This is a genomic window from Dactylosporangium sucinum, assembly GCF_014647515.1.
Classification (GTDB): Bacteria; Actinomycetota; Actinomycetes; order Mycobacteriales; family Micromonosporaceae; genus Dactylosporangium; species Dactylosporangium sucinum.
The window spans coordinates 20,132-46,068 of sequence record NZ_BMPI01000017.1; the positions used below are offsets into that span (position 1 = coordinate 20,132).

Consider the following 25,937-nt stretch of genomic DNA (forward strand, 5'->3'; position numbering starts at 1 on the left):
CTGCGCCTTTCCCAAGAATGTTCCGACGCATCCCAAATCGGCGTAACCGGCCCCGCAGCGGGTATCCGAGCCGCATGGTGAACTTCGGCTACACACTCATGTGTGAACAGTCCGGCCCCAACGAGCTCGTCGACGACGCGGTGCGGGCGGAAGAGGCCGGCTACGACTTCGCGGCCGTCTCCGACCACTTCAGCCCCTGGCTGACCGAGCAGGGGCACTCACCGTTCGCCTGGTCGGTGCTGGGCGCGGCGGCCTACGCGACCGAGAGCCTCGAGCTGATGACCATGGTCACCTGCCCGACCCGCCGCTACCACCCGGCGGTCGTCGCGCAGCAGGCGGCGACGATCGGCGTCATGTCCCAGGGCCGGTTCACCCTGGGCGTCGGCGCGGGGGAGAACCTCAACGAGCACGTCGCCGGCGCCTGGCCGCACCGCACCCAGCGGCACGAGATGCTGGCCGAGGCGCTGGAGATCATCAACCCGCTGCTCGACGGCGAGACGGTGCGCCATTCCGGGACCTATTACGAGGTACCGGAGGCCCGCCTGTGGGACCGCCCCGACGAGGGCGTCCCCGTGGTCATGGCCGTCTCGGGCCACGACTCCCTGGAGGTGGCGGCCTCCCTCTCCGACGGCGTCGTGGCGGTGCAGCCGGACCCGTCGCTGCGCATTCCGGACAAGCCGTTCTACGGTCAGGTGGCCCTCTGCTACGGTCCGGACGAGTCGGAGTGCCGCAAGCGGGCCCTGGACCAGTTCCGCTGGTTCGGCCTGCAGTGGCCGGTGATGGCCGAGCTGCCGGACCCACGTGCCTTCGACGCGGCGTCGTCGTTCGTCACGGAGGACGACGTGGCATCGTCGATCCCGTGCGGCCCGGACCTGGACCGTCACGTGACGGCGATCCGCGCCTTCATCGACGCCGGCTTCACGCACATCGCGTTGCTGCAGATCGGCGGCGGCAACCAGCACGACTTCCTCGACTGGTCCGAGTCGCAGCTCCTCCCAGCCCTACGCGCCTCCTGACCACCACTGCCCTCACGCCCGTCCTCGCCCCGCCGCCCGTCCTCGTCCCGCTGGCGTCGCGCCGCCGCCTCTGCCGCGCCCGCCGCCGCCCCGCGCGTCGCCCCCTCGCGTTGGCGTCTCCCGCGCCGCCCCCTTTGCCGCGATCTTGGAGTTGTGGTCCCGACTTTATGCCCACAAATCCGACAAATCCGGGACCACAACCCCAAGATCGGCGCGGGGAGGGTGCGTGCCGCGGGCAGGGCGCCGTCGTGGCGGGCGGCGCGGGGGAGGGTGGGTGTGGCAGGCCGTGGGTGTGGCGGGCGGCGGCGGGAGTGCGTGGCCGCCTGGAGGGTGCCAGGAGGAGCCGTCGGCATCCCGTTCCGCGGTGCCGCGGGTGATCGCGGCACCGACCCCCCGGGCGTCGTCCATGATCGATGGAGACTTCTGGTTGCCATGGCAGCCGGAAGTCTCCATCGATCATGAAGCCGGGCCTACACGCCGCCGGGGCGGAGGCGGGGGAGGCGGGTGTCCACGTCCGGGACGGAGTAGCCCAGTGCTCGCAGGCGGGCGCTCACGTCCTCGATCGGCTTGCGGGTCTTCTGCGCCGCGGCCAGCAGGTGGTTCAGCGGTACCGGCTGCGAGGCGTCCAGCCACGGCCGGGAGCCGTCGAGGTCGGTGCTGGCCAGCAGGAGGTCGTTCGGCTTCACCGAGTCGACCGCGATCGAGGTCAGGTCCACATCCACGTTGTAGCCGAGCGTCTCCAGCCGGGCCGCGATCTCGTGCACCGGGCGGCGGACCCGCCGGGCCGCCTGCAGCAGGTGGGGGAGCGGCACCTGCTCGTCCAGGTCCAGCCAGGGCTGTGAGCCGTCCAGGTCGCGGCTGGTGATGAGCAGGTCGTCGGGCTCCACCTGGTCGAGGGAGGGGCCGGCGCCGTGCAGGCTCACCGCATACCCGAGGAAGGTCAGCCGCGCAGCGATGTCGTGCACGCTGCGCCGGGTGCGCTGGGCCGCGCGCAGGACGCGGATGGTCGGGATCGGCTTCATCGGGTCGAGCCACGGGTCGGAGCCGTCGAGGTCCTCGCTGGTGATGGTGAGGTCGTCGGGCTCCAGGTGGTCGATGAGGATCGCGTCCGGGTCGACGTCGACGCGATACCCGCACGCGGCCAGCCGGGCGGCCACGTCGCCGACCTCGCGGCCGGTCGACTCGGCGGCGCGGAGCAGGTGGATCAGCGGTACCGGACGGGACGAGTCGAGCCAGGGCTGCGAGCCGTCGAGGTCTCGGCTGGCCAGCTGCAGGTCCTCCGGCTCGAGCTTCACCACCTCGATGGCGTCGAGGTCGCCGCCCAGCCGGAAGCCGAACGACCGCAGCCGGGCCGCCACCTCGGACACCGGCCGGGAGGTGCGCTCGGCGGCGCGCAGGACGTGCACCGGCGCCACCTCCTCGGCGAGCTCCAGCCACGGCGAGGTGCTGTCCAGGTCGCGCGAGATGAGCACCAGGTCGTCGGGCTCGGTGACCAGCGTCTCCCAGCCGGGCTCCAGCGGATACCCGAGCAGCGCAAGCCGCGCCGCCGTCTCGTCGGCCGGCAGGTTCACCTTGTGGGCGGCCCGGAGCAGGTGCAGCAGGGTCACCGGCTCCCGCGGGTCCAGCCACGGGTGCGAGCCGTCGAGGTCGCGGCTGGCGATGGTGAGGTCCTTCGGCCCGAACTGCTCGATCGGCAGCACGTCGACGTCCACGTCCACGTCGAAGCCCAGTTGCCGGAGGCGTTCGACGATCTGGGCGACGGGACGGCCGGACCGATGTGCTGCCCGCAGCAGATGCACAAGGTGTACCGGCTGATCGGGCTGCAGCCACGGCCGCGTCCCGTCCACGTCGCGGCTGGTGAAGATGAGGTCGTCGGGGTCGACGCCCACGGTCGCGGCGCCCACCGACGGCTCGAAGCCCAGGGCCTCCAGCCGGACGGCCACCTCCGGCGCGCTCCGGCCGGTCTTGCGGGCGGCCCGCACCAGGTGCACCAGGGGCACGATGTCGACCGGGTCCAGCCACGGGCCGGTGCCGTCGACGTCCACGCTCAGCAGGAGCGCGTCCGACGGCCGGGCCCGCATCGCCCGCCTCCAGTCCGCGCCGGGCTTGAGCACCTTGCGGTAGCGACCGCCGGCGGCCAGCGCGGTCAGGCGCCACTCCACCAGCTCGTCGGGGCCGCCGACCGGGCCGTCGTTGGCCACGAAGCAGCCGGTCACGGCCGCGTCGACGGTTTCGCCGTCCATGTCCCACTTGCCGTGGCCGCGCTCGATGGCCTGCTCGAAGATGAGGTCCGCCACCAGCGGTCGGGTCGGGGCGAGCCGGCACAGCCAGTCGTAGCCGAGCAGGGTCGTCCCCGGCGCCGTCAACGCCGGCACGGCCTCCCACAGCAGGCGGTCGACGTCCTCCTCGCGGTACGCGAGAATCTTGGTCCGATCGACGGACAGGCGCGGCGCGAGGTCGCGGTTGAGGTTGACGACCGCGCCGAAGATCTCCTTGCCGGCGTAGAGGCCGTCGGCGAGCAGCGCGCCGGTGCCCTTGCACCACCAGACCCGCGCGCCCTCGGCCGCCACGACGCCCGAGCCGACGAGGTCCTCGTCATCCTCGTCGTCGTCCTCCGAGACGGCCGCCTCGGACAGCTCGCCGGGCGCCCAGTGCTGGCTCTGCACGCCGTCGGTGGCCTCGGTCGCGAACTCGGCGACCCACAGCAGCTTGCGCAGCTCCTCGACGGAGGAGACGGTCACGCCCTCGCGCAGGTGCAGCCGGACGGTCGTGCCCGACTCGGTGCCGGGGCCGAGATCCTGGATGCGGAACAGGCTGCCCGGGCCGGCGATCGAGACCCGCAGCCGCTCGCCGGCCTGGCCGTCGCGGCCCATCCGGCAGGTCTCCACGGTCAGCTCGTCGGCGAGCATGAAGTAGCTCAGCACGCCGATGCCGAACCGGCTGTTGGGGAACAGCTGCACCGGCGGGTCGAGCCGGGCCCACTCGGCCTGCTCCTCCAGGAACTCCGGCAGGTCGGCCAGGCGCACGCCGGCCTGGGAGAAGACCTCGCTGAGCTCGCGCACGCCCATGCCGATGCCGTTGTCGACGCAGTCGAGGTAGGCGCGGCCGTCCACGTCCACGCCCTGCTCGAAGCGGATCCGCCCGTCCCACGGCAGCTTGCGGTCGTGGGCGCGGGTGAGGTACTCCGTGCGCGCCTCCCGGTAGCGGCAGGCGTCGAGGGCGTTCTGGTACAGCTCGCGGATGGCGAGGGCGGGGTCGCCGTAGAGCTGCTCACCCATGAGCAGCTCCCGGACCCGGTCCTCGGCCAGCCGGAAGCGGACCCCGGCCGACTGGTACGCGGGCACGCCGTCCTGCATCGCCGGCCCGACGTCGTCGGTCGCCGCCCGGTTGGGCAGGTGGCGCAGCGGCTGCAGGGACTCGTCGCGGGCGGCGGCCCGCTGCGCCTCGGCCAGCAGCTGGTTCAGCGTGTCGATGTGGGCGCGCAGCGCGACCTCGATGGACGGGTGGGCGCAGGCGGCGCTGAGCACCAGCGTCGCCCCGCGCGGCTCCCAGTGGCTCGCGCGCACGGTGTCGAGCACCTGGCGGGCGGTGACGGGATCGCCGATGCCCAGGTGCTCGCCGACGACCTCCGGCAGCACCGTGACCTCGATGGCCAGGCCCCGGGCGATGGTCAGCAGGAACGCCACCAGCCGCTCGCGCACGCCGGTGTTGTCGCTGACGAGGGCCTCGGGCCGGTCGTGCCGGTTGAGGAAGGCCGGGTCGGCGCGCACCGCCCGGATGAACTCGGCCGTGCGGGCCTCGCTCTCCCGGCCGGTCAGCGCCTCGATGGTCGCCGGCTGGTACGCGGCCGGGCGCCGCCCGATCCACCGGTGCAGCAGCCACCAGCCCAGCTCGGCGGCGGTCTCCCGCTTGCCGGCCCGGGTGGCCGCGAGCGCCCGGCGGTAAGGCTGGGCGTAGGTCTGGGTGAAGCGCTCGAACGCGGCCCGGTCGCTGGTCGCGTCCTGCGACGGCTCCAGGTCACCCGGCTCCACGACGCGCTCCGCGGTGGCGATGCTCGCCCAGAGGGCGTCATGCAGCAGCGGTACCGCCACGAGCAGCTCCGCCTCCGCGCCCGTGAACGTCACGTCCGCGGGCAGCGCGTCGACGAGGGTCGCGACCTGCGCGGACATCCGCGCGGCGAACTGCGGGTCCTGCCACGGGTCCGCGGCGAGCACGGCTTTTCGGCGGTGCTCCGCGAGGCGCCGGGCGAGGGCGACCGTGTGCGCACGGGGCGCGTCCGCATCCTGGACGCGGCTCCACACCGAGTGCTCCGCCGCGATCGTTTCCCAGCCTTCTGGCACCATGCGGGCAAACTTACCGGCCGATCGCAACGCAACGCCCTTGTGGCGCCCGTTTCGTGCCACTGGTTTCCCGCCGTCCCTTTATCTGACGGGCATCGGACGCTTGGACGGTAGAGGTTTGTTGCTTGCGCAAGCTACGGTGCTCCGGGCGGTACTGGCCAACAAGGGGGTAGGGCGGGAAATGTCGGTCTCTGGAGACGAGCAGGAACCGGAGCGGGACGCAGCCTCGTCCGCCCGGCGGGCCCGTCACCGTGTGCCGCCGACCGCCTCCGGTGCGGCGTCGGTCCCGGTGCTGCCGGAGCCGTTCAACCCGGCGAAGCCGACCTTCCCGGCGATTCCCCGCCAGCAGCGCCGCGAGGGCCCGACCGCCATCGCGACGGCGTCGGTGCCGGCCGCGGATCCGGCGACGGTCGGGACGTTCGCGGGTGAGGTCCGCGCGGCGTCCGCCGTCGAGATCGACCAGCCGCAGCACCTCGAGTTCGTGGTCAGCCTGCCGGGCGTGGAGGAGCAGACCGCCGTCGCGCCGGTGTCGGCCGCTCCCGTGTCGGCGTCGCCGGTCCTGCTCGAGCCGGCTCCACCGGCGGAGCCCGTCCCGGTGCCCGCGCCGCCGTTCGTGTCGGCGGACGACTCCCCGACGGTCGCCGACTACGTCCCGCCGGCCTTCGCCATCGTCACCGACGAGCCGCACGAGGAGGACGGCCCCGACTACCGGGGCAGCCGCCGCAAGCTGGCCCGTTGGCGCCGCATTCCGGTGGGTGCCGTGGCGGTGGCGGTCCTGATCCTGCTCGTCACCGGCGCCGTGGTCTTCCAGCTGGTCCGCGACGACGGCCCGAGCGACCCGCCGAGTGACCGTCTCCCGCAGAAGGTCCCCGGCGTGGGCGCCCTCCCGGGCGGCCCGGCCGGCGACCCGTCCGAGTCCCCGACGTCGTCGGCGACCGAGACGACGACCGGTTCCCCGGCGGCCAGCCCGTCGGCCACCCGCTCGCCGGGCGGCGCGGCCTCGCCGCTGCCGTCCGCCTCGACCGGCGCCTCCCCCTCCCCGTCCCCGCGCGTGAGCACGACGACCTCGCCGCCGCCCCCGCCGCCCTCGACGACGGGCCGGCTGGTCGGCGTGGGCTCGAACAAATGCGTCGAGTACCGGTCCGGCGACAACCGCCGCGTGGTGCTGGACACCTGCGACGGCCGCAGCAACCAGCACTGGGAGGTCCGGCCGGACGGCACGGTCCGCGCCGACGGCCTCTGCCTGGACGTCCAGAACGCGGGCACGGCCAACCGCACGCTCGTCCAGGTGTACGGCTGCAACGGCACCCCGGCCCAGAAGTGGGTCATCCGTGCCGACAAGACCTGGCTGAACCCCAACTCGGGCCGCTGCCTGGACGCCGAGAACGGCGGCACCGGCGCCGGCACCCGCCTGATCATCTGGGACTGCTCGGGCGCCCCCAACCAACGCTGGAACCTGATCGCCTTCTGAGCCCGGCCGGCGCCGCGACAACGACGCCCGCGTGATCCATGATCGTGCGCCGCGAGCGCGACGTTTCCCCTAACTGGGACATATCTTCCACCTGAGCGAAGAACCGGGCAGTCGGACACGGTAGGGCCTTCCGTGGGCGAAGCTGGGGCGTTAGTTTGTTAGGCAACACAACGAACCACCCTGCGGCTCGGACGCTCCTCGGCGGGAGGGTCCAAGCCGGGCACCACGAGACACAACTGAAAATGCTCAGCGGTATCGGCGACCGTCTGCGCGAAGCGACCTCGTGTCTTCACCCCGCACAAGGAGCTCCGTGTTCAAGGTCCGAAGGCGCGCGTCCCGCGCCTTGCTCAGCAGTGCCGTCCTCCTGCTCGCAGCGGGAGCGGCGGTCGCGCTGCCCGCCTCAGCTCAGGCAGCGCCAGCCCAAGCCCCCGCCGCGCCCGGCATTCCGCAGGTGCAGGTCGCGGCCGATCCGTTCGACGCCCTGGTCTTCTCCAAGACCGCCGGGTTCCGCCACGATTCCATCCCGGCCGGTATCACCGCCATCCAGCAACTCGGCGCGGCCAACAACTTCACCGTCGACACCACCGAGGACGCGGCGGTCTTCACCGACGCGAACCTCGCCAAGTATGAGGTCGTCATCTTCCTCTCGACGACCGGCGACGTGCTCAACGCCGACCAGCAGGCGGCCTTCGAGCGGTACATCCGCGCGGGTGGCGGCTACGCGGGCGTCCACGCGGCGTCGGACACCGAGTACGACTGGGCGTGGTACGGCGAGCTCGTGGGCGCGTACTTCACCAGCCACCCCGAGCAGCAGCAGGCCACCATCAAGGTCGAGGACCCGGCCCACCCGTCGACGAAGGACCTTCCGCAGAAGTGGAGCCGGTTCGACGAGTGGTACAACTTCCGCGCCAACCCGCGCGGGAAGGTCCACGTGCTGGCCAGTCTCGACGAGACCAGCTACACACCGGGCACCGGCGCGATGGGCGCCGACCACCCCTTCTCCTGGTGCCGTGACTACGACGGCGGCCGGTCCTGGTACACGGGCGCCGGGCACACCCAGGCGTCCTACACCGACCCGCAGTTCCTGAGCCACCTCCTCGGCGGCATCCAGTCCGCGGCCGGCGTCGTCAAGTCCGACTGCAGCGCCACGCTGACCAGCAGCTTCGAGAAGGTGACGCTGGACAGCAACACCAACAACCCGATGGAGCTGGACATCGCTCCGGACGGGCGGGTGTTCTACATCGAGCGCGACGGGCGCGTGCAGATCGTCAAGCCCGACACGCACACGACCGTCACGGCGGCCACGGTCCCGGTGTTCACCGGCAACGAGGACGGCCTGCTGGGCATCACGCTCGACCCGGGCTTCGCGCAGAACCACTGGGTGTACCTCTACTACGCACCCAACGGCGGCGGCCCGCGCAACGTGCTGAGCCGCTTCACGGCCGTCGGGGACACCCTCGACCTGGCCAGCGAGAAGCAGCTCCTGCAGGTCGACACGCAGCGCAACACGTGCTGCCACGCCGGCGGCACGATGACGTTCGACAGCAACGGCAACCTGTACCTCGCGACGGGCGACAACACCAACCCGTTCGAGTCCAACGGGTACTCGCCGATCGACGAGCGGTCGGGTCGCCAGGACTACGACGCCCAGCGCAGCTCGGCCAACACCAACGACCTGCGCGGCAAGGTGCTGCGGATCACGCCGCAGGACAACGGGACCTACACGATCCCGAACGGGAACCTGTTCCCCGTCGGTACCGCGAAGACCCGCCCCGAGATCTTCGCGATGGGCTTCCGCAACCCGTTCCGCATCGGCGTCGACCCGCTGACCAACACGCTCTACGTCGGCGACTACGGCCCCGACGCGAGCACGGCCGACCCGAACCGCGGCCCCGGCAACACGGTGGAGTGGAACATCGTCCAGCCCGGCAACTACGGCTGGCCGTACTGCACCGGCAACAACGCGCCGTACCGGGACTTCACCTTCCCGTCCGGCCCGTCCGGCCCCGCGTTCGACTGCGCGGCGCCGGTGAACAACTCGCCGAACAACACCGGCCTGACCAACCTGCCGCCGGCCCAGCCGGCCACGGTGGACTACGACTACGACGGCAACCCGCGCTTCCCCGAGATCGGGGGCGGCGGGGCGCCGATGGGTGGTCCGGTGTACCGCTACGACGCGAACTCCACCTCGGAGACGAAGTGGCCGGCGTACTACGACGGCAAGGCCATCTTCGGTGAGTGGAACCAGAACAAGCTGTACACGATGCAGGTCAGCCCGGACGGCAAGTCCCTTGTGGACATCAACCAGCTGCTCGCGGGGATGAGCACCATCCGGCCGATGGACATGGAGTTCGGCCCGGACGGCGCGCTGTACCTCATCGAGTGGGGCACCGGCTTCGGCGGCAACAACGACGACTCCGGCGTGTACCGCATCGACTACATCGCGGGCGACCGCGCCCCGATCGCGCAGGCGAGCGCCCAGCCGACCAGCGGCCCGGCCCCGCTGGCGGTGCAGTTCTCCAGCCAGGGCTCCCGCGACCCGGACGGGCAGGCCATCACCTACGCGTGGACGTTCGGTGACGGTGGTACCTCCACCTCGCCCAACCCGACGCACACCTACACGACGAACGGCAACTTCACCGCGCAGCTCACCGTGACGGACACGGAGGGCCGCAGCGGGACGGCGAACGTGCTGGTCACCGTGGGCAACACGGCGCCGACGGTCACCATCACGGTGCCGCCGAGCGGTGGCTTCTACGAGTGGGGCGACCAGATCAACTTCACGGTCACGGTCACCGACCCGGAGGACGGTCAGGTCGACTGCTCGCGCGTCCAGGTGCAGTACCTCCTGGGCCACGACGAGCACGCCCACCCGCTCAACCAGCTGACCGGCTGCAGCGGCTCGATCCAGACGTCGCTGGCCAGCGGCCACGGTGCCGAGGCGAACGTGTTCGCGGTCATCGAGGCGGCCTACGTGGACAACGGCGGTGCCGGTGGCGCCGCGCCGCTCACGGGGCGCTCGCTGATCCAGCTCCAGCCGAAGCGCAAGCAGGCCGAGTACTTCTCGGCGACCGGCCGGGTGCCCGGCTCGACGTCCGGCGGTGACCCGGGCGTGCAGCGGGAGACCACGGGCGACTCGCAGGGCGGCTTCCAGAACATCGGGTTCGTCGAGGAGGGTGACTGGTTCTCGTTCAACCCGACGAACCTGACCGGCATCACCAGCCTGCGGATCCGGGCCGCGACGAACAACGCCAGCGGCGGGACGATCCAGATCCGCACCGGCGCGCTCGACGGGCCGGTCGTCGGCTCGGTGGCGGTCCCCGGCACGGGTGGCTGGCAGCAGTACGTCAACCTCGACGTGCCGATCACCAGCAGTACCACATCTGGGCCTCTGTTCTTCATCGCGACGGGCTCGGGCGCCGGATACAACATCAACTGGGTCGACTTCATCGGCCGCGGCGTGACCGACAACGCGCCGCCGGTGGTCACCGCCTCCGCGGCGGCGACGTCGGGCACGGCGCCGTTCGCGGTGTCGTTCACCGGCTCGGCGACCGACGCCGAGGGCGACAACCCGCTGACCTACGCGTGGGACTTCGGTGACGGGGGCACGGCGGCGACCGCCAACGCCACCCACACCTACACGGCGCCGGGCAACTTCACGGCGACGCTGACGGTCACCGACGCGCGCGGCGCCAAGGGGTACGCCACCGTCAACGTGCGGGTCGAGGCGCCGAACACGTCCTGCTTCGGGGCACGGTCGGACGACTTCCTCGGGTCCACGTTGGACCGTACGAAGTGGACGGTCATCCGGGAGAACCAGACGTTCTCCGTCAGCGGCGGTTCGCTGCTGCTGCCGACCGCGGTCGGTGACCTCTACGGCGCCACCAACGGGGCGACGAACCTCGTCGTCCAGCCCGCGCCGGCCGGCGCCTGGCAGGCCACCGCGAAGGTGACCCTGCCGACGACGGCGAACTACCAGCAGGCGGGCATCATCCTGTACGGCGACGACGACAACTACGCCAAGCTGGACCTGCTGCACTCGACCACGCGGCGGGTGGAGTTCATCCGCGAGACGGCCGGCACCCCGCGCAACGAGGGCTCCGACTCGATCGCGGCCCAGGCCGGCGACACGTTCTACGTGCGGCTCAGCTCGGACGGCACGAACCTGACGGGGGCCTACTCGGCCGACGGCACGACGTTCGTCCCGGTCGGGCGCTCGGCCGCGCTGGCCGGCATCGCCAACCCGCGAGTGGGGCTGTTCGCGCTGAACGGCAACACCACGGCGCCCGTCGTCAACGCGGCGTTCGACTGGTTCCAGCTCTCGCCCGACGAGCCGCCGGCCGGCATCCTGCCGAGCGACGAGTTCACCGGCCCGACGCTGGACCACTGCCGGTGGAACGCGATCGTGCGGGAGGACTCCACGAAGTACCGCATCGTGAACGGCGGTCTGCAGATCGACGTTCCCAGCGGGGACATCTACGGCACGGGCAACTCCGGGCCGTCGAACTTCATCCTGCAGAAGGCCCCGGCCGGTGACTGGACCATCGAGACCAAGGTCGACGGCTCGCTGTTCAACGAGCAGTACCAGCAGGCCGGTCCGATCGTCTACCTGGACGACGACAACTACCTGAAGGTGGACTACATCGCCGACAACGCACCCGGCTCGACCCTGGTGCGGCGGATCGAGTTCCGCAGCGAGATCGGCGGCGTGGTGCAGGATCCGCAGCCGAGCGTGAGCAACCTGACCTCGGGCGTGTGGTACTTCCGCATCGCCAAGGTCGGTAACGCCTACACCGGCAGCTACTCCGCCGACGGCACGAACTGGACGGTGATCGCCACGCTGACGAACGCGGCGGTCGCGGCCAACGCGAAGGTCGGCCTCTACACCCTGGGGGCCGGGCAGCAGGCGTCCAAGCCGGCGACGTTCGACTACTTCCGCCTGACCACGGCGGTGGTGGACAACGTGGCGCCGTCCGTGACGGCCGCGGTGAGCGGCACGGCGACGGGTGGCTTCTACACCGGCCCGGTCGAGGTCACGCTCACGGCCACCGACAACGCGGGTGGCTCGGGCGTCGACAAGGTGGAGTACCAGCTCGACGCCGACAGCACCTGGACGGCCTACACCGCCCCGATCGCGGTCAGCGGTGACGGCACCCACCAGGTGCGGTTCCGGGCCTCCGACAAGGCCGGCAACGTCTCCATGCCGGGCACCCAGGAGGTGAAGATCGACGCCACGGCGCCGGTCACCACCGCCTCCTTCGCCCCGGCCTCGGACGCCGGCTGGCACCAGGGCGCCACGCCCGTGACCCTCGCGGCCACGGACGCCGGCTCCGGCGTGTCGAAGGTGGAGTGGTCGCTCGACGGCGGCCCCTGGACCGCGTACACCGCGCCGGTGAACGTGACCGGCAACGGCCAGCACGAGCTGCTCTACAAGTCGACCGACGCGGCCGGCAACGTGGAGACGCTCAAGTCGGCGATCCTGAAGATCGACGGCACCGCGCCGACGGTCATCGTCGCCGGCCTGGCCGACGGGCAGCTGTACGGCGACAGCCAGGACGTCCGGGTCACCTGGCAGGCGATCGACCCGGTCTCCGGCATCAAGTCGGTGACCGGCTCGCTCGACGGCGGGGCGTACCAGACCGGGACGCTCCAGGCGATGTACGAGCTCGACCTCGGCATGCACCAGCTCGTCGTGGTCGGCACCGACAACGCCGGCAACGCCACGACGAGCACGGTGACGTTCTTCGTCACCACCTCGTTCCGGGACATGCAGAACCTGCTGGACCGGTTCAAGGCGACCAGCCGGCTGACCAGCAAGGCGTACACCCAGCTCTCGGACCAGTTGTCGAAGGCCCGCAAGGCGGAGGCCAGCGGCAACGACAAGAAGGCCCTCAAGGAGCTGGCGGCGTTCCGCGACCTGCTGACCGCGAAGCTCGTGCCCGAGGCCGAGGTCCGCGACACGCTGATCCGTGACGCCGACGCCATGACGATCCGGCTCGGCGGCACGCCGCCGAACAACGCCGGGGTCAAGGCCAACGCCGGCAAGTCGCTGAAGGGCACCGGCCGGCTGGACGAGGACCCGAACCGGCTGAAGAAGAACGGCAAACTGTGAAGTTCATGTTGGCCGCCCTCTGTGGGCTGCTGATCCTCCTGACGCCGTCCGCGGCGTTCGGTGAAGTTCCCGGCGACCTCAAGATCGAGGTCGCCGGGGACGGCGCCACCGGGGTGACCGTCCGCGCCCTGCGCGCGGACGGCCGCCCGGTCGAGTACGACGTTCGCCTCGTCCTCACCGCGACCGGTGTGGGCGGGCGGACCGTCGGCCCGATCCAGCTCAACCCGGCGGGGGAGGGGCGGGGCTTCTACTCCTCCGGCCCGGTGCTCACGCCGGGCACCTGGACGGTGGTGGTGACCGCGCCGTCGCCGAGCACGGCCCGTGCGGAGTCGGTGGTGGAGGCGCGGACCGCGCAGACACCGCCGTCTCCCGCGGCCGTCGCGGCTCCGGCCCCGCAGCCCGCACCGTCCCGGTTGTGGGTGTGGGGGCTCGTGGCCGCGGCAGCGGCGGCGGCGTTCGCGGTGGCGGCGGTGGTCCGCCTCCGCCGCTCGTCGCCGTGATCCTTCTCCGTCCTGGTCAGGGCGACCACGGCGGAGAGGAGCAGGAGGGCACCGAGCGCTGACCACGGGGTCAGCGGCTCATGCAGCACCAGCACGCCGAGGGCGACCGCGGCGAGCGGCTCGACGAGGGCGACCACCGACGCGGTGGTCGCCCTCACGACCGTCAGGCCGCTGAAGAACATCGCGTACGCCAGGGCGGTCGGCACGACACCGAGGAACACCAGCAGGCCGATCGTGCCGGCCAGCCCGTCCCGGGCCGGCAGCAGCCCCTCGGCGGCGGCCAGCGGCAGGAGCACCACCGCGCCGACCGCGAAGCCGCCGAGCGCCGAGTCGAACGCGTCGGCGTCGCTCGCCCGGTTGAGCAGCGTCACCGCCGCGTACCCGGCCGCCGACACCAGCGCGACCGCGATGCCGGCCAGCGGGTGCCGGCCGACGGCGCCGCTCTGGGTGACCAGGAGGACCAGGCCGACCAGCGAGACGCCCAGCGTCATGAGGCCGAACCGCTCGCCGAGGAACAGCCGGGCGCCGATCGCGATCAGCACCGGGCCCGAGCCGAGCGTGACGACGGTGACGATCGCGACGCCGGCGAGGTCGATGGCGACGTAGTAGGCGGTCTGATACAGCGCCATGCCGAGCCCGTTGACGATCAGCCATCGGGGCTTTGCGTGGAATTTTCCCTTTTTGAGCAGCGGCCGGAGCGCGGCCAGCAGGGCGAGGCCGCCGAGGTACCGCCAGCAGGTCACGGCGATCGGGCCGAGCCCGCTGTGCCGGTAGAGGATCGCGGCGACGAACCCGCCGACGCCCCATGACGCCGCCGCGAACGCGATGAAGAAGAGGCCCCACCTGACCGGCAGGGCACGAGTCTGTGCCATGTGAACGGATCTCCCGAGATCGGTCGTGTCGAAGGACGCGAGGAACGCGGGCAGCCGTCACCGCCCCGACGGGATCGTCAGGGTGTCAGGTTCGAGGGCGTCGCCTGCCCGCTAGCGAACGGGTGGCGACAGCACGACACGAAGGCACATGGCGCGCACGATAGCGATCGCTCGGCGGAGGTACATCCGAATATCGAGGTGCTGATCACGATGTGGTGACAAGTCTCCGACATCGCAGTGCGGCAACGTTTCGGGCGCACGTCGCTGACCTGCGGTTTCTTGGCCGCCGATCGCGCTGGGTGCCCAAGCTTTCATGGGATTGTCACTCTTCTATGGGATGCCGGGGGTGGCCGGTGGCCACTACGCTGTAGCTCCACAGCACAGCCGGAGGTGTCGCGCCGTGGCTCTCTCTGCACCCGCCACCCTGGGTTCGTCGTCAGTGGATCTCCCGTGGACCCTCGACGGAGGCCGGGGCATCCTCGGGCTCGACCCGGTCAAGGGCGCGGTGGTGCTGTGGGTCGGCCTGATGCTCTTCATTCTCCTGTTCATCCTGCTCGCCGGCGTGCTCTCCCGGTGGAATCTGCACCGCCTCGACCGCGCCGACCGCCGCGCGCAGGCGGAGGAGGCCGAGGCGAGCCTGAGCCCGGCCGAGCGAGCCCGGCTGCGCACCGAGGCCGGCGAGCTGATCCGCCAGGCCGCCGCGACGGCCGCCGCCGCCAAGCGCGCGCAGATCACCGTCGTCGAGGCGCAGGCCCGCCGCGACGCGGCCCAGCAGGCCCGCGAGGTGGCCTGGGCGGCGTTCGACGTGGCCCAGAAGGCCTACCAGGACGCCCTCAGCGCCGCGAGCACGCACGCGGCCTCCGTCGAGGCCGCGGCCGACGTGGACGAGGACGGCAAGCGCGAGCTGTCCCGAGCCGCCCTCGACGCCTTCAAGCGCGGCGACATCACGGTCGACGCGCTGGAGCAGGTGTTCAAGGGCGTGAGCGGCGCCGACCCGCTGGTGGAGCTGCAGGCCCGCGAGGTCGAGCTGCGCCGCTCGGCCGAGAGCCGGGCCCGCCGCCTCTACGAGGCCGCCGCGGCGGCCGAGCGCAACGCGGTGAAGGCGGCCGACGTGGCCGTGGTCGCGGCCCAGGCGCTGGCCGAGGAGGCCGCCGAGGTGGCGGAGGAGGCGGCCGAGCTGCGCGACACGCTCGACGCGGCGCGCGAGGCCGGCATCACGGCGGCGTCGCTGACCGCACGGACGCGCGCACCGCGCGTCCCCCGCCAGCGCTCGAAGCCGGCCAACGCCCGCTCGGAGAGCCCGGCCGCCCCGGCCCGCACCGAGAACCCGGCCCTGACCGAGGCCTAAGGCCTGGCGGCCTCAGCTGGCTTCCTGCTCTGGTAGCGGCAGCGGTATGCCTTCGGTGATGGCCTCGGCCTCGGCTTCCGCGACGGCCATCCCGTCCAGCGCGGACCGCAGCCGCGGAAGATCGGCCTCGGGAAGCTGAAACGAGGCCCGGCAGATCTTGTCCACCCACAGCGACACGACAACGGTCCCGTGCTGCGGATGACAGGTCACCCGCATGGTCCGATCGTGCCCACGCACGTCTTCGAACACGTCGCCCGACTTGGGCAGCGCCACCAGCTCACCCATGCAGTTATGCTGCGCCACTGAACGCTCGTTCGACAAGCGTTCGCCCCGAGCTCCCCCGCGACCTCCCCCGGGGGTCGTAGCTCGCGCCGCCCCCGAAATCCGAGGCCGAGCCCATGATCAAGGGAACCGAACGGCTGTCCTGGCAGCCAAAGTCTCCCCTGATCATGGGAGCTCGGCGACGGTGCTATCGGAGGGGGACGACGACGCTCGGCGATGGGTGCTCGATGAAGGGGCGGGCCGGGTGCGGCACCCCCGAGTCCGGGTCCAGGTCCAGCGTCGTCACCGTGTCGGAGTGCTGGTTGGCCACGCACAGCATGCCGTCCAGCACGGCGAAGTGCCGCGGCCACGTGCCGCCCGTCGAGACCTCGTCCACCGGCAGCAGGCCCGACTCCTCCACCGCGAACGTGGTGATGGTGTCGTTGCCGCGATTCGCGACGTACAGGTGGCGGCCGTCCCGCGACAGCGCCAGCTCGCTCGGCAGGTTGTCGCCCATCGGCTCGACCAGCACCGATGGCCGCACGTCGAGCAGCTCGAATCCCGACGTGTACGTGGCCACCGTCGACGTCAGCTCGTTGGCCACGAACACCCGGCCCGACGGGTGGAACACCAGGTGGCGCGGGCCCGAGCCGAGCGGCTGGACGGTCGTCGTGCGGACGTGCTCCAGCTCGCCGGCGGGAGTCAGGCGGTAGTGGACCAGTGAGTCCATCCCCAGGTCCACCACGTGCACCATATGGTCACGGACCGTCACCTGATGCGCGTGGGCGGCCTCCTGCCGCGACGGGTGCACGCTGCCCCCGACGTGCTGGGCCAGGTCCGTCCGGCGGTCCAGCGAACCGTCCGGGCGCAGGGCGAACACCGCGACGCTGCCGCCGCCGTAGTTCGCGGCCAGCAGGAAGCCGTCGGTCAGGGCCAGGTGGCACGGGCTGGCGCCGCCCGTCGGCAGGGTGTTGAGCAGCTCGCCGTCGGGCGTGAAGGCCGAGACGCTGCCCTCGTCGAGCTCGCCCACCGCGTACCGCACGCCGGCGGGGCCGACGACGACGTAGCTCGGCGCGGTGGCGTGGACGGGCGCGCCCAGCGGCTTGCCGTCGTCGTCGAAGGTCGAGTAGTGGTCTGCGTAGGAGCCGATGAGCACGGGCACCCGTCAAAGCCTAGGCGGCCGCCCATGGGCGTGCACCGCGGACGCCCGGGTGCGGCCGACGAGCGTCTGCTCCCTGGACGACGCGTGGTTCACGGCGACCCCGACGAGATGGATTTCGGACCCTTACGGCCCGTAAGGGTGGGGCCAGCCCCACCAAGAAAGGGCGGGGCTGCCCGGTTCGATCTCGAGTTGCTCGACCGGGACACTGATCGGCATGACAATCACGGCCGAGCGAACCAGCGACTTCACCACGTTGTCCCAGCGCATCAAAGCCGCCGGCCTGCTCGACCGGCGCCCTGGGTACTACGCGGTCCGGCTCACCCTGGTCGCCGCCCTCTACGTCGGCGGCTGGGTGGCATTCGCAACGGTCGGCGCCAGCTGGTGGGTCCTCGCGATCGCCGCCGTGCTCGCGGTCGCCTACGCCCAGGTCGCCCTCGTCGCCCACGACCTCGCCCACAAGCAGGTGTTCAAGGGCCGCCGCTGGTCCGAGGCGCTGGGCATGCTGGTCGGCAACCTCGGCATCGGCATGAGCTACGGCTGGTGGATGAACAAGCACACCCGCCACCACGCCAACCCGAACCACGAGGACCACGACCCCGACGTCGCGCCGGACATCCTCGTGTGGTCGACCCGGCAGGCCGAGAACGCCAAGGGTCTGGCCCGGCTGATCGGCGGGCACCAGGCGCAGCTGTTCTTCCCGCTGCTGCTGCTGGAGGGCTTCAACCTCCACGTGTCGAGCGCCCGCGCGATCCCCGGCGTCAAGCGCCGTTGGCTCGAGGGGATCCTGCTGTACGGGCACATCGCCCTGTATCTGGCCGCGGCGTTCCTGCTGCTGCCGCCCGGCATGGCGATCGCGTTCATCCTGGTCCACCAGGCGCTGTTCGGCCTGTACCTCGGCTGCACGTTCGCGCCCAACCACAAGGGCATGCCGATGCTGACCGCCGAGGACGAGCTCGACTTCCTCCGCAAGCAGGTCCTGACCTCACGCAACGTGCGCGGCGGGGTCTGGGTCGACGTGGTGCTCGGCGGGCTCAACTACCAGATCGAGCACCACCTGTTCCCGAACATGCCGACGCCGAACCTGCGCAAGGCCCAGCCGATCGTCGAGGCACACTGCCGGGAGATCGGCGTTCACTACGAGTCGGCCACGTTCGTCGACTCCTACGCCCAGGCCCTGCGCCACCTGCATGCCGCCGGAGCGCCGCTGCGCGGGTAGGTTCGGGACGCGTGGACGCTCTCTCCCTCGCCGACTTCCGGGCCCGGGTCGCCGCCATGTACCTGTCCGACGTGGACATGGCGGGGTTCCGGGCCCTTCGCGACGACCTGTTCGCGACCCATGCCCAGTCCGCGGCGCCCGGCCCGCTGCGCTACTTCCCGGTTGATCAGGCATTCGTCACGGTCGTACGTCCCGAGCCCGCTGAGGGCGCCCTGGAGATCGCGACCGGAGGCGAGGACGGCGTGCTGCGGTACACCCGCATCGCCCACCTGCCGACGCCCTGGGGCCGCCTGACCCTCTTCTGGCTCCAGGCCTACGGCGGCGGGCTGTTCCTGCCGTTCCGCGACGCGACCTGCGGTCACGAGTCGTACGGCGCCGGGCGGTACCTCACCGACACCGTCAAGGGCACCCACGGCCGGGGCGTCGAGCCGCTGCCCGACGGCCGGGTCCGGCTGGACTTCAACTACGCGTACAACCCGAGCTGCGCCTACGACGACGCCTGGGCCTGCCCGCTGGCGCCCTACGAGAACCGCCTGGATGCCCCGATCCGCGCGGGGGAGATGACCTACCACTGACCCCAAATGCGTCGATCTTGCAGTTGTGGTGCCAGGACACTCCGTGAATGCCCCGATTTGTCGCCACCACAACTGCAAGATCGACGGGGAGGAGGTCAGCCCAGGAGGTTGCCGATCAGCGGCAGCTGGCCGCCGCCTAGCAGCGGAAGGCCGCCGACGACCGGCAGGGCCTCCTCGTCCTGCGCGTGGCGCGGGCTGTACTCGGTCGCGTGCTTCGGCGCGTAGGTCTTCTCGGTGACCAGCGGCAGCTGGCTGGCCGCGTACGGCAGGGCGCCGGTCGTCGGGACGAGCCGGTTGGCCACGGCCGTGGTGCTCACGCCGGGCGTCGGGCCGATGCCGCCGATGACCGGGATGCCGGTGACCGAGTCGTTCTTCAGCACGTCGCTGCCGCCCAGCGGGACGTCGCCGACGATCGGCAGCCCGCCGGCCTCGGTGCCCGCGCCGCCGACCGGGATCGCGTAGTTGTCCACCGGCCGCAGGTTGCCGCGCACCGGCAGGCCGCCGTTGCCCACCAGCGGCAGGCTGCCGACGACCGGGAGTCCGCCGACGAGCGGCAGCGCGGCGAGCGAGTCCTCCTTCTTGCCGGTGTTCAGGCTGTTCACCGCGACGGCGTCGGTCGGCAGGGCGGGCAGGCTCGGCAGGCGGCTGGACATCGTGCGGGGCAGGGCCAGGCCGTTCGTCGGCAGCCACTCGCTCAGCGGCAGGTCGATGTTGGAGCCGCGCGCGTCGAGCTGCAGGTCCCCGGGCACGAGTGGATCGTCCAGCTGGCCGGAAGCCGTTTCATCGGCCGCGTGTGCGACACCGGCGCCGAGCAGCAGCATGCCGCCGGCCACACCGGCGGTGCCTACCGCCCGGCGAAACCACGTGTTCATCCTCGAATACCCATCTGGTCGACAAAATCCGATCGCCGGGTTCAACGAGGTCGCGGGACATCGGGTACTGGTGATCTTCGCTAGGATCGCCCGGTGACCTCCGAGTCTTGGCTGATGAGGCGGCTTCGCGGCGGGTTGCCCCGGGTCCAGGCGATCACCCGTCCGTGGTCGATCGAGTCGCCCGGGCAGGAGCATCGGCACGTCGTGCACGCCCCGGCCAAGCGCGTGGTGGTGTGCGGCGACGACCCGCTGGCCCACCGGCTGATCGCGGAGCTGATCCAGCAGTACGGCGTGCAGGTCACCGCGATCATGCCCAGCGTCCGCGGCCGGCACGGGCCGGAGATCGCGCAGCTGCTGGCCGACCACGGCGGCCGGGTCGTCGAGGCCGACAAGCCCGACATCGACGCATTCCGCAAGGCCGAGCTCGGCTCGGCCGACGCGCTGGCCCTGGTCCGGCAGGACGACATCGGCAACCTCGACGCGGCCCTGCAGGCCCAGGAGATCCACCCCGGCCTGCGGCTGGTCATCCGGATGTTCAACCTGCGCCTCGGCCAGCGGGTCCGGCGCAACTTCGCCGACGTGCGGGTGCTGTCGGACGCGCAGATGGCGGCGCCCGCGTTCGTGTCGGAGGCGCTGGGCGAGGTCGCCCCGGTGCACGTCCGGGTCGCGGGTCGCACGCTCTTCGTGGCCCGCCGGGCGGAGGTGCGCGCCGACGACGTCGTCTGCGGTCTGGCCCGTACGGTCGGCGCGGGGGAGCCCGACCTGCTGCCCGCCGACCAGGAACGCGCCGACCTGGTGCTGGCGGTGGCGACCGGCGAGCGGGCCGCCACGGTGCTGCCCCGCGACGAGCGGGGCGAGCTGCCGCGGCGCAACCGGGGCCGGCTGCGCCGCTGGTTGCGCCGGCAGCGGCACCGGCCCTTCGCCACCCTGCGCAGCCTGATCAGCCGCAAGCTGTGGGTGACCGCGCTGCTGCTGGTCGGGCTGCTCGCGGCCGGCACCGCGATCATCGCGTACCACCGGCACATCAGCTGGTGGGACGCCGCCTACGTGACGCTGCTGTCGGAGCTCATCGGGGCCAGCCCCGACCTGCAGGCGCACTGGCTGGAGAAGCTGGTCACGACCCTGCTGAGCCTGGTGAGCATTGCGCTGATCCCGGTGATCACCGCGGCCGTGGTCGACGCCGTCGTCAAGGCGCGGCTGGCGATCGCGCTCGGCCGGCTCCGCGAGCCGCTCTCCGACCACGTCGTGGTCGTCGGGCTCGGCAACGTCGGCACCCGGGTCATGCACTCGTTCGTCGACCTGGGCGTGCCGGTCGTGGCCATCGACCGCGACGACAACGCCCGCGGCGCGCAGTCGGCCCGGGAGCGCAACGTGCCGTTCATCGTGGGCGACGCGAGCAACGTCGAGACGCTGCGCGCCGCCTCGGTCGACACGTGCCGCGCCCTGGTTGTCGTCTCCACCGACGACCAGGCCAACCTGGAGGCGGCGATCGAGGGCCGGGAGCTGAACCCCGACCTGCGGGTGATCCTGCGGCTGTTCGACGGCGGGTTCGCCTCCCGGGTGCAGCGGGCGTTCGGCATCACCGCGTCGCGCAGCGTCTCCTACCTGGCGGCGCCGGCGTTCGCGGCCGCGTTGCTGGAGCGCGAGGTGATCGGGACGATCCCGGTGGACCGGCGGGTCCTGTTGCTCGCCGAGGTACCGGTGATCGCCGCCTCGGAGCTCGACGGTCGCCCGGTCGCGGTCGCCCAGGACGTCGGCGAGGTGCGGGTGCTCTCGGTCACGACCGAGGAGGGCCGCCAGACGGTCTGGGCCCCGCCGGCCACATATGTCCTGCGTGCCGACGATCTGCTCACCGTGGTGACCACCCGGACGGGTCTCGGCAACCTGTTGGCGCAAACCGGCGGGACGGTCGACGGATCCCGCTGAGTTCCGCGCGCCTCGCCGCGTCGTCGGTCGTTAAATGGGCGGATCGCCCGATTTACCCCTAACAGTCCGGGCGTTCCCTTCTGCAGACCTTTGGGAGGACGCGCGCATGCGGCGTAGGGCGTTGTTGACGGCAGGGGTCTGTACCCTGCTCGCAATCACCGGGGCGGGGGTCGCGGCGGCGACGACCTTCGGCCCCGCACGACCGGCCTCAGTCGCCGCCCCTGACCGGCCGGAGCGGATCGAGCCCGGCGCCGAGACCGCCGGCGTGCTGGAGGCGGTCACCGGCGGCACGATCGAGCGCGCCGCGAGCCGCACGTTCACCTACCCCGGCGCCGACTACGTCAAGGTGCACTTCGCCCAGCTGCGGCTCGACGCGGGCGACCGGGTCCGGGTGAGCGACGCGAGCGGGGCGGAGCACTACTCGTACACCGCCGCCGAGCTGCAGAACCTCGACAACTGGTCGATGTCGGTCTCCGGCGACCGGGCCGTCGTCAGCGTCGAGAAGGCCGACGGCGACCCGCTCGGGATCAGGTCGCGCCTGGCCGGCCTCGGCATCACCGTCGACAGGATCGCCCGCGGCCAGACCCCGGCCGAGCGGACGGCCGCACTGGAGGCGAAGGCGCGGCTGCCGCACGAGGAGAGCATCTGCGGGCGGAGCAACGAGACCGAGAACGCGGCCTGCTACAAGTCGTCCGACCCGGTGGCGTACGCCAACTCCAAGCCGGTGGCCCGCATCCTCATCGACGGCGTCGAGCTGTGCACCGCCTGGCGGGTCGGCTCGCAGAACCGGATGCTGACCAACGCCCACTGCCTCACCTCGACGCGCGAGGCGCGCAGCACCGAGGTCTGGTTCAACTACGAGTGTGCCCGGTGCGAGGGCGGCGCGGTCCTGCGCCCGACCAAGGTCATGGGCGACCAGGTGCTCGCCACCGACGACATCCTCGACTACACGCTGTTCAGCGTGCGCAACTTCGACGCGATCCAGCGCTTCGGCTACCTGCAGATCGACGACCGGGCGCCGGTGCGCGGCGAGGAGCTGTACATCCCGCAGCACCCGCGCGGCGCCCCGACCGTGATCACCGTGCAGGACAACACCGAGCGCAACGGCAACTGCGCGGTGTCGAACCCGGCGTACGACGGCTACGCCAGGGACACGGACATCTCGTACTACTGCGACACCGACGGCGGCTCGTCCGGCTCGCCGGTGATCTCGCGCAAGACCAACAAGGTGATCGCGCTGCACCACTTCGGCGGCTGCCCGAACTCCGGCGTCAGGATGGACCGCATCGCGGCCCAGCTGCGTGGACTTGTCTGAGAGCTTTTGTGAAGGGCCTGGGCAGACGCCCGGGCCCTGCTCCGTTTTCGGGTACCGTCGGTGCCGTGCTACGCCCCGTCCGCCCGTCCGGCTGGTGGTTCGACGCCGTCCTGCTGGCCGGCTTCGCCGCCGTGACACTCGCCCTGGTCTGGCGCACCCCGCTGCTCGACCTGGACCTCGCGGTGCGGGACCTCGTCGACGCGCACCGCCCCGGCTGGCTCGACACCACGCTGCGCTGGTGCAACCGGCTCGGCCAGGGCGGCCAGGTGCTCACCCCGCTGGCCCTGATCGCCGCCTTCGTCATGGCCCGGCGGCGGCACACGGTCCGGCCGTTTCTGCTGGTCGTGGGGGCGTTCGCGCTGACCTACGTGACGATCGGCCCGCTGAAGCTGTGGACCGACCGGCTGGCCGCCAGCGAGCCCACCGACCCGCATCCCGAGCTGCTGTTCCACGCCGAGCAGGGGATGTCCTACCCGTCCGGGCACGTGGTCAACGCCATCGTCTGGTATGGGGTGCTCGCCGCCCTGCTCACCGGCGTGCTGCGGCCCGGGCTCGTGCTCGCGATCCGCTACACGGTCCCGGTGGTGCTGCTGTTCACCACCACGTATCTCAGCTTCCACTGGCTGAGCGACGGGCTGGCCGCGATCCTGCTCGGCCTGTTCCTCGACCGCGTGCTGCAGCGGGTGCCCTGGGACGCCGTCCCGCTCGGCCGGATCGACCGGGCGGGCTGGGGCGTCCCGTTCTTCGGTGCACCGGGCGCCGGTCAGACCCAGGCGCCGGCCCGCATCACCCGCTGAACGTTCAGGTCCTCGTCGAGCACGACCAGGTCGGCCCGCTGCCCCGCGCGCAGGGTGCCCAGCTCGTCGCCGAGCCCGATCGCCGCCGCCGGGGTGCCGCTCGCCATCCGCGAGGCGTCCACCAGCGACAGCCCGGCACCGACGGCCCGGCGCAACGCCTTGTCCATCGTCAGCGTGCTGCCGGCGATCGAGCCGTCCTTGGTGAGCCGGGCGACGCCGCCGGCGACCTCGACGGTCTGCCCGCCGAGCTCGTACTCGCCGTCGGGCATGCCGGCCGCCGCCATCGCGTCGGTGATGAGCGCGGCCCGCCCGGGGCCGGTCACCGACGCCGCGAACGCCAGCGTGCCGTCGTGCAGGTGCACCCCGTCGGCGACGAACTCGCAGGTCACGGTCGCGGCGCCGAGCAGCGCGAACACCGGGCCGGGCTGGCGGTGGTGCGGCGGGCGCATGCCGTTGAAGACGTGCGTGCCGACGGTGGCGCCGGCTTCGATGCCGGCGAGCGTCTCCTCCCAGGTCGCGTCCGTGTGCCCGAGCGCGACGACCACGCCCCGGTCGACCAGCAGCCGGATCGCCGCCAGCGCGCCGGGGAGCTCGGGGGCGACGGTCACCAGGCGCACCGCACCCTCACCCGCCTCGATGAGCGCGCTCAGCTCGTCGAGGGAGGGGTGGCGCAGGTGCGCCGGGTTCTGGGCGCCGCAGCGGGCCTGGGAGAGGTACGGCCCCTCGAAGTGCACGCCGGCCAGCAGCCCCTCGGCGACCAGCGGCGCGAACGCCTTGGTGGCGCTCATCATCAGCTCGGGCGGCGAGGTGACCAGGCTGGCGAGCATGGTCGTGGTGCCGTGCCCGAGGTGGTACCGCGCGGCCCTCCGCGCGTCGACCGGGTCCCCGGTGGTGAAGGTGGCGCCGCCGCCCCCGTGGACGTGGATGTCGACGAATCCGGGGACGACGGTGTGGCCATCGTTTTCCGATTTGTCGGATGCGTCCACCTCGGCGATGCGGTCCCCTTCTATCCGGACGAAGCCGTTGTCGATGACGCGGTCACCCGCCACGACCCGGACCCCGGACACCACCGTCATCGCGTGCTCCTGTTCATCTTGTCCAGTGCTATCAGCGCCGCACCCTGGCAGCCCGCCTCATCGCCGAGCGCCGCCCGGGTGATCGCCGGCTCGCGGTGGAACGTCTTCCGGGCCCGGACGCCGTCCCGCAGCGGGGCCAGCAGCGCCTCGCCGGCCTCGGCCAGCCCGCCGCCGAGCACGATCACCGCCGGGTCGAACAGCGCCATGCCGACGAGCAGGCCGTCGGCCAGGGCGTCGATCGTCTCCTGCCAGACCGCGGCCGCGGTCGGATCGCCGTCGGCGGCCAGCTTGGCGACCTCCTCGGCGGTGGCCGGTCGGCCAGCCTGCTCGGAGTACCGCCGGCCGACCGCCGACGCCGAGGCGATCGACTCCAGGCAGCCCCGCTGGCCGCACTGGCACTGCGGGCCGTCGGGTCGCACGACGATGTGGCCGATCTCGCCGGCGGCGCCGTGCGCGCCCGTGTACACCTGCCCGTGCACGACGTTGGCGGCCGCGATGCCGGTGCCGATCGGGATGACGAGCACGTAGTCGTGGCCCCGGCCGGCGCCCAGCCGGGCCTCGGCGAGACCGCCGGCGCGCACGTCGTGGCCGAGGGCGGCCGGCAGGCCGAGGCGCTCTTCGAGCTTGGCTTTCAGTGGTACATCGCGGAATCCGACATTCGCGGCCCAGACGGCGACGCCGTTGACCTCGTCGATCACGCCTGGGACCACGAGGCCGGCCCCGACCGGTTCGAGGCCCTTGGCCCGCGCCGTCGCGGCGAGCCCGTCGGCGATGTCGAGGATGGTCGCGACGACCGCGTCGGCGCCGCGCTCGCGCCCGGTCGCGTGCCGCTCGGCGTGCTGGACGGTGCCGTCCAAGCCGACCAGCGCACACTTGATCCCGGTGCCGCCGACATCGAGGGCGATCACGGTCTGCGTCATGTGCTCTTCGTCCTCGGCTGTTCGTTACGGCAGCAAACCCCGCTCGTTCGCGCATCATTGCGCACCGGCCGGTCGGCTGGCAACCGTACCCGCTTTGGTTAGTTCGAGCAGTTGCCTTTGCGTTTACCCACTGTTTCGCGCATTATTGTGCACACATC

General features: G+C 72.0%; 16 protein-coding genes. 9 read left to right on the forward strand and 7 right to left on the reverse strand.

Annotated elements, in window-relative coordinates; translation table 11 throughout:
* Nucleotides 1-74: 74 nt before the first annotated feature.
* Nucleotides 75-1,016, forward strand: coding sequence for a TIGR03557 family F420-dependent LLM class oxidoreductase (locus tag IEZ31_RS18955; RefSeq protein ID WP_190251227.1), 942 nt, complete (start codon nt 75-77; stop codon nt 1,014-1,016).
* A 470-nt stretch (nt 1,017-1,486) separates the two neighbouring features.
* Here IEZ31_RS18955 and IEZ31_RS18960 read toward each other — a convergent pair whose 3' ends face one another.
* Complete coding sequence (locus tag IEZ31_RS18960) at nt 1,487-5,359, reverse strand: wHTH domain-containing protein (protein ID WP_190251228.1); 3,873 nt, start codon at nt 5,357-5,359, stop codon at nt 1,487-1,489.
* 250 nt (nt 5,360-5,609) lie between these two features.
* On the opposite strand from IEZ31_RS18960, the gene IEZ31_RS18965 reads away from it, so the two are divergent.
* Nucleotides 5,610-6,827, forward strand: a complete 1,218-nt coding sequence (locus IEZ31_RS18965; RefSeq protein WP_190251229.1) for a ricin-type beta-trefoil lectin domain protein — start codon at nt 5,610-5,612, stop codon at nt 6,825-6,827.
* 451 nt (nt 6,828-7,278) lie between these two features.
* Complete coding sequence (locus IEZ31_RS18970; RefSeq protein ID WP_229835477.1) at nt 7,279-12,939, forward strand: ThuA domain-containing protein; 5,661 nt, start codon at nt 7,279-7,281, stop codon at nt 12,937-12,939.
* 247 nt (nt 12,940-13,186) lie between these two features.
* Here the strand turns inward: IEZ31_RS18970 and IEZ31_RS18975 are convergent, their stop codons facing one another.
* Nucleotides 13,187-14,311, reverse strand: coding sequence for a DMT family transporter (locus tag IEZ31_RS18975; protein ID WP_229835480.1), 1,125 nt, complete (start codon nt 14,309-14,311; stop codon nt 13,187-13,189).
* A gap of 400 nt (nt 14,312-14,711) precedes the next feature.
* Between IEZ31_RS18975 and IEZ31_RS18980 the strand changes: the two genes are divergently transcribed.
* Nucleotides 14,712-15,659 (forward strand): hypothetical protein, encoded by a 948-nt coding sequence (locus IEZ31_RS18980; protein ID WP_190251231.1) that lies wholly within the window; start codon nt 14,712-14,714, stop codon nt 15,657-15,659.
* Nucleotides 15,660-15,671: 12 nt separating this feature from the next.
* Here the strand turns inward: IEZ31_RS18980 and IEZ31_RS18985 are convergent, their stop codons facing one another.
* Both IEZ31_RS18985 and IEZ31_RS18990 read right to left on the reverse strand, forming a co-directional pair.
* On the reverse strand, nt 15,672-15,944 hold the full coding sequence (locus tag IEZ31_RS18985) for a hypothetical protein (protein WP_190251232.1): 273 nt from the start codon (nt 15,942-15,944) through the stop codon (nt 15,672-15,674).
* A gap of 184 nt (nt 15,945-16,128) precedes the next feature.
* Nucleotides 16,129-17,082 (reverse strand): lactonase family protein, encoded by a 954-nt coding sequence (locus tag IEZ31_RS18990; protein WP_190251233.1) that lies wholly within the window; start codon nt 17,080-17,082, stop codon nt 16,129-16,131.
* 214 nt (nt 17,083-17,296) lie between these two features.
* Between IEZ31_RS18990 and IEZ31_RS18995 the strand changes: the two genes are divergently transcribed.
* Nucleotides 17,297-18,298, forward strand: a complete 1,002-nt coding sequence (locus tag IEZ31_RS18995; RefSeq protein ID WP_190251234.1) for a fatty acid desaturase family protein — start codon at nt 17,297-17,299, stop codon at nt 18,296-18,298.
* Between the two features lie 11 nt (nt 18,299-18,309).
* Nucleotides 18,310-18,873 (forward strand): DUF1684 domain-containing protein, encoded by a 564-nt coding sequence (locus IEZ31_RS19000; protein WP_190251235.1) that lies wholly within the window; start codon nt 18,310-18,312, stop codon nt 18,871-18,873.
* A 95-nt stretch (nt 18,874-18,968) separates the two neighbouring features.
* Here the strand turns inward: IEZ31_RS19000 and IEZ31_RS19005 are convergent, their stop codons facing one another.
* The gene (locus IEZ31_RS19005; RefSeq protein ID WP_190251236.1) at nt 18,969-19,745 is read right to left on the reverse strand and encodes a hypothetical protein; all 777 of its coding nucleotides are present in this window, start codon (nt 19,743-19,745) and stop codon (nt 18,969-18,971) included.
* Nucleotides 19,746-19,838: 93 nt separating this feature from the next.
* Between IEZ31_RS19005 and IEZ31_RS19010 the strand changes: the two genes are divergently transcribed.
* The 3 genes from IEZ31_RS19010 (at nt 19,839) to IEZ31_RS19020 (ending at nt 23,783) form a co-directional block, all read left to right on the forward strand.
* Complete coding sequence (locus IEZ31_RS19010; protein WP_229835490.1) at nt 19,839-21,671, forward strand: NAD-binding protein; 1,833 nt, start codon at nt 19,839-19,841, stop codon at nt 21,669-21,671.
* 106 nt (nt 21,672-21,777) lie between these two features.
* Nucleotides 21,778-22,986, forward strand: a complete 1,209-nt coding sequence (locus IEZ31_RS19015) for a trypsin-like serine peptidase (RefSeq protein WP_190251237.1) — start codon at nt 21,778-21,780, stop codon at nt 22,984-22,986.
* 65 nt (nt 22,987-23,051) lie between these two features.
* Complete coding sequence (locus IEZ31_RS19020) at nt 23,052-23,783, forward strand: phosphatase PAP2 family protein (protein ID WP_190251238.1); 732 nt, start codon at nt 23,052-23,054, stop codon at nt 23,781-23,783.
* On the opposite strand, the gene nagA is transcribed toward IEZ31_RS19020, so the two are convergent.
* Together nagA and IEZ31_RS19030 are read right to left on the reverse strand one after the other, a co-directional pair.
* The gene (nagA, locus tag IEZ31_RS19025) at nt 23,750-24,859 is read right to left on the reverse strand and encodes an N-acetylglucosamine-6-phosphate deacetylase (RefSeq protein WP_190251239.1); all 1,110 of its coding nucleotides are present in this window, start codon (nt 24,857-24,859) and stop codon (nt 23,750-23,752) included. The two genes, IEZ31_RS19020 and nagA, sit on opposite strands and share 34 nt — an antisense overlap.
* Entirely contained in the window at nt 24,856-25,779 is a 924-nt protein-coding gene (locus tag IEZ31_RS19030) for an ROK family protein (protein ID WP_190251240.1), read from the reverse strand. The genes nagA and IEZ31_RS19030 overlap by 4 nt, the downstream gene beginning before the upstream one ends.
* Between the last annotated feature and the right edge of the window lie 158 nt (nt 25,780-25,937).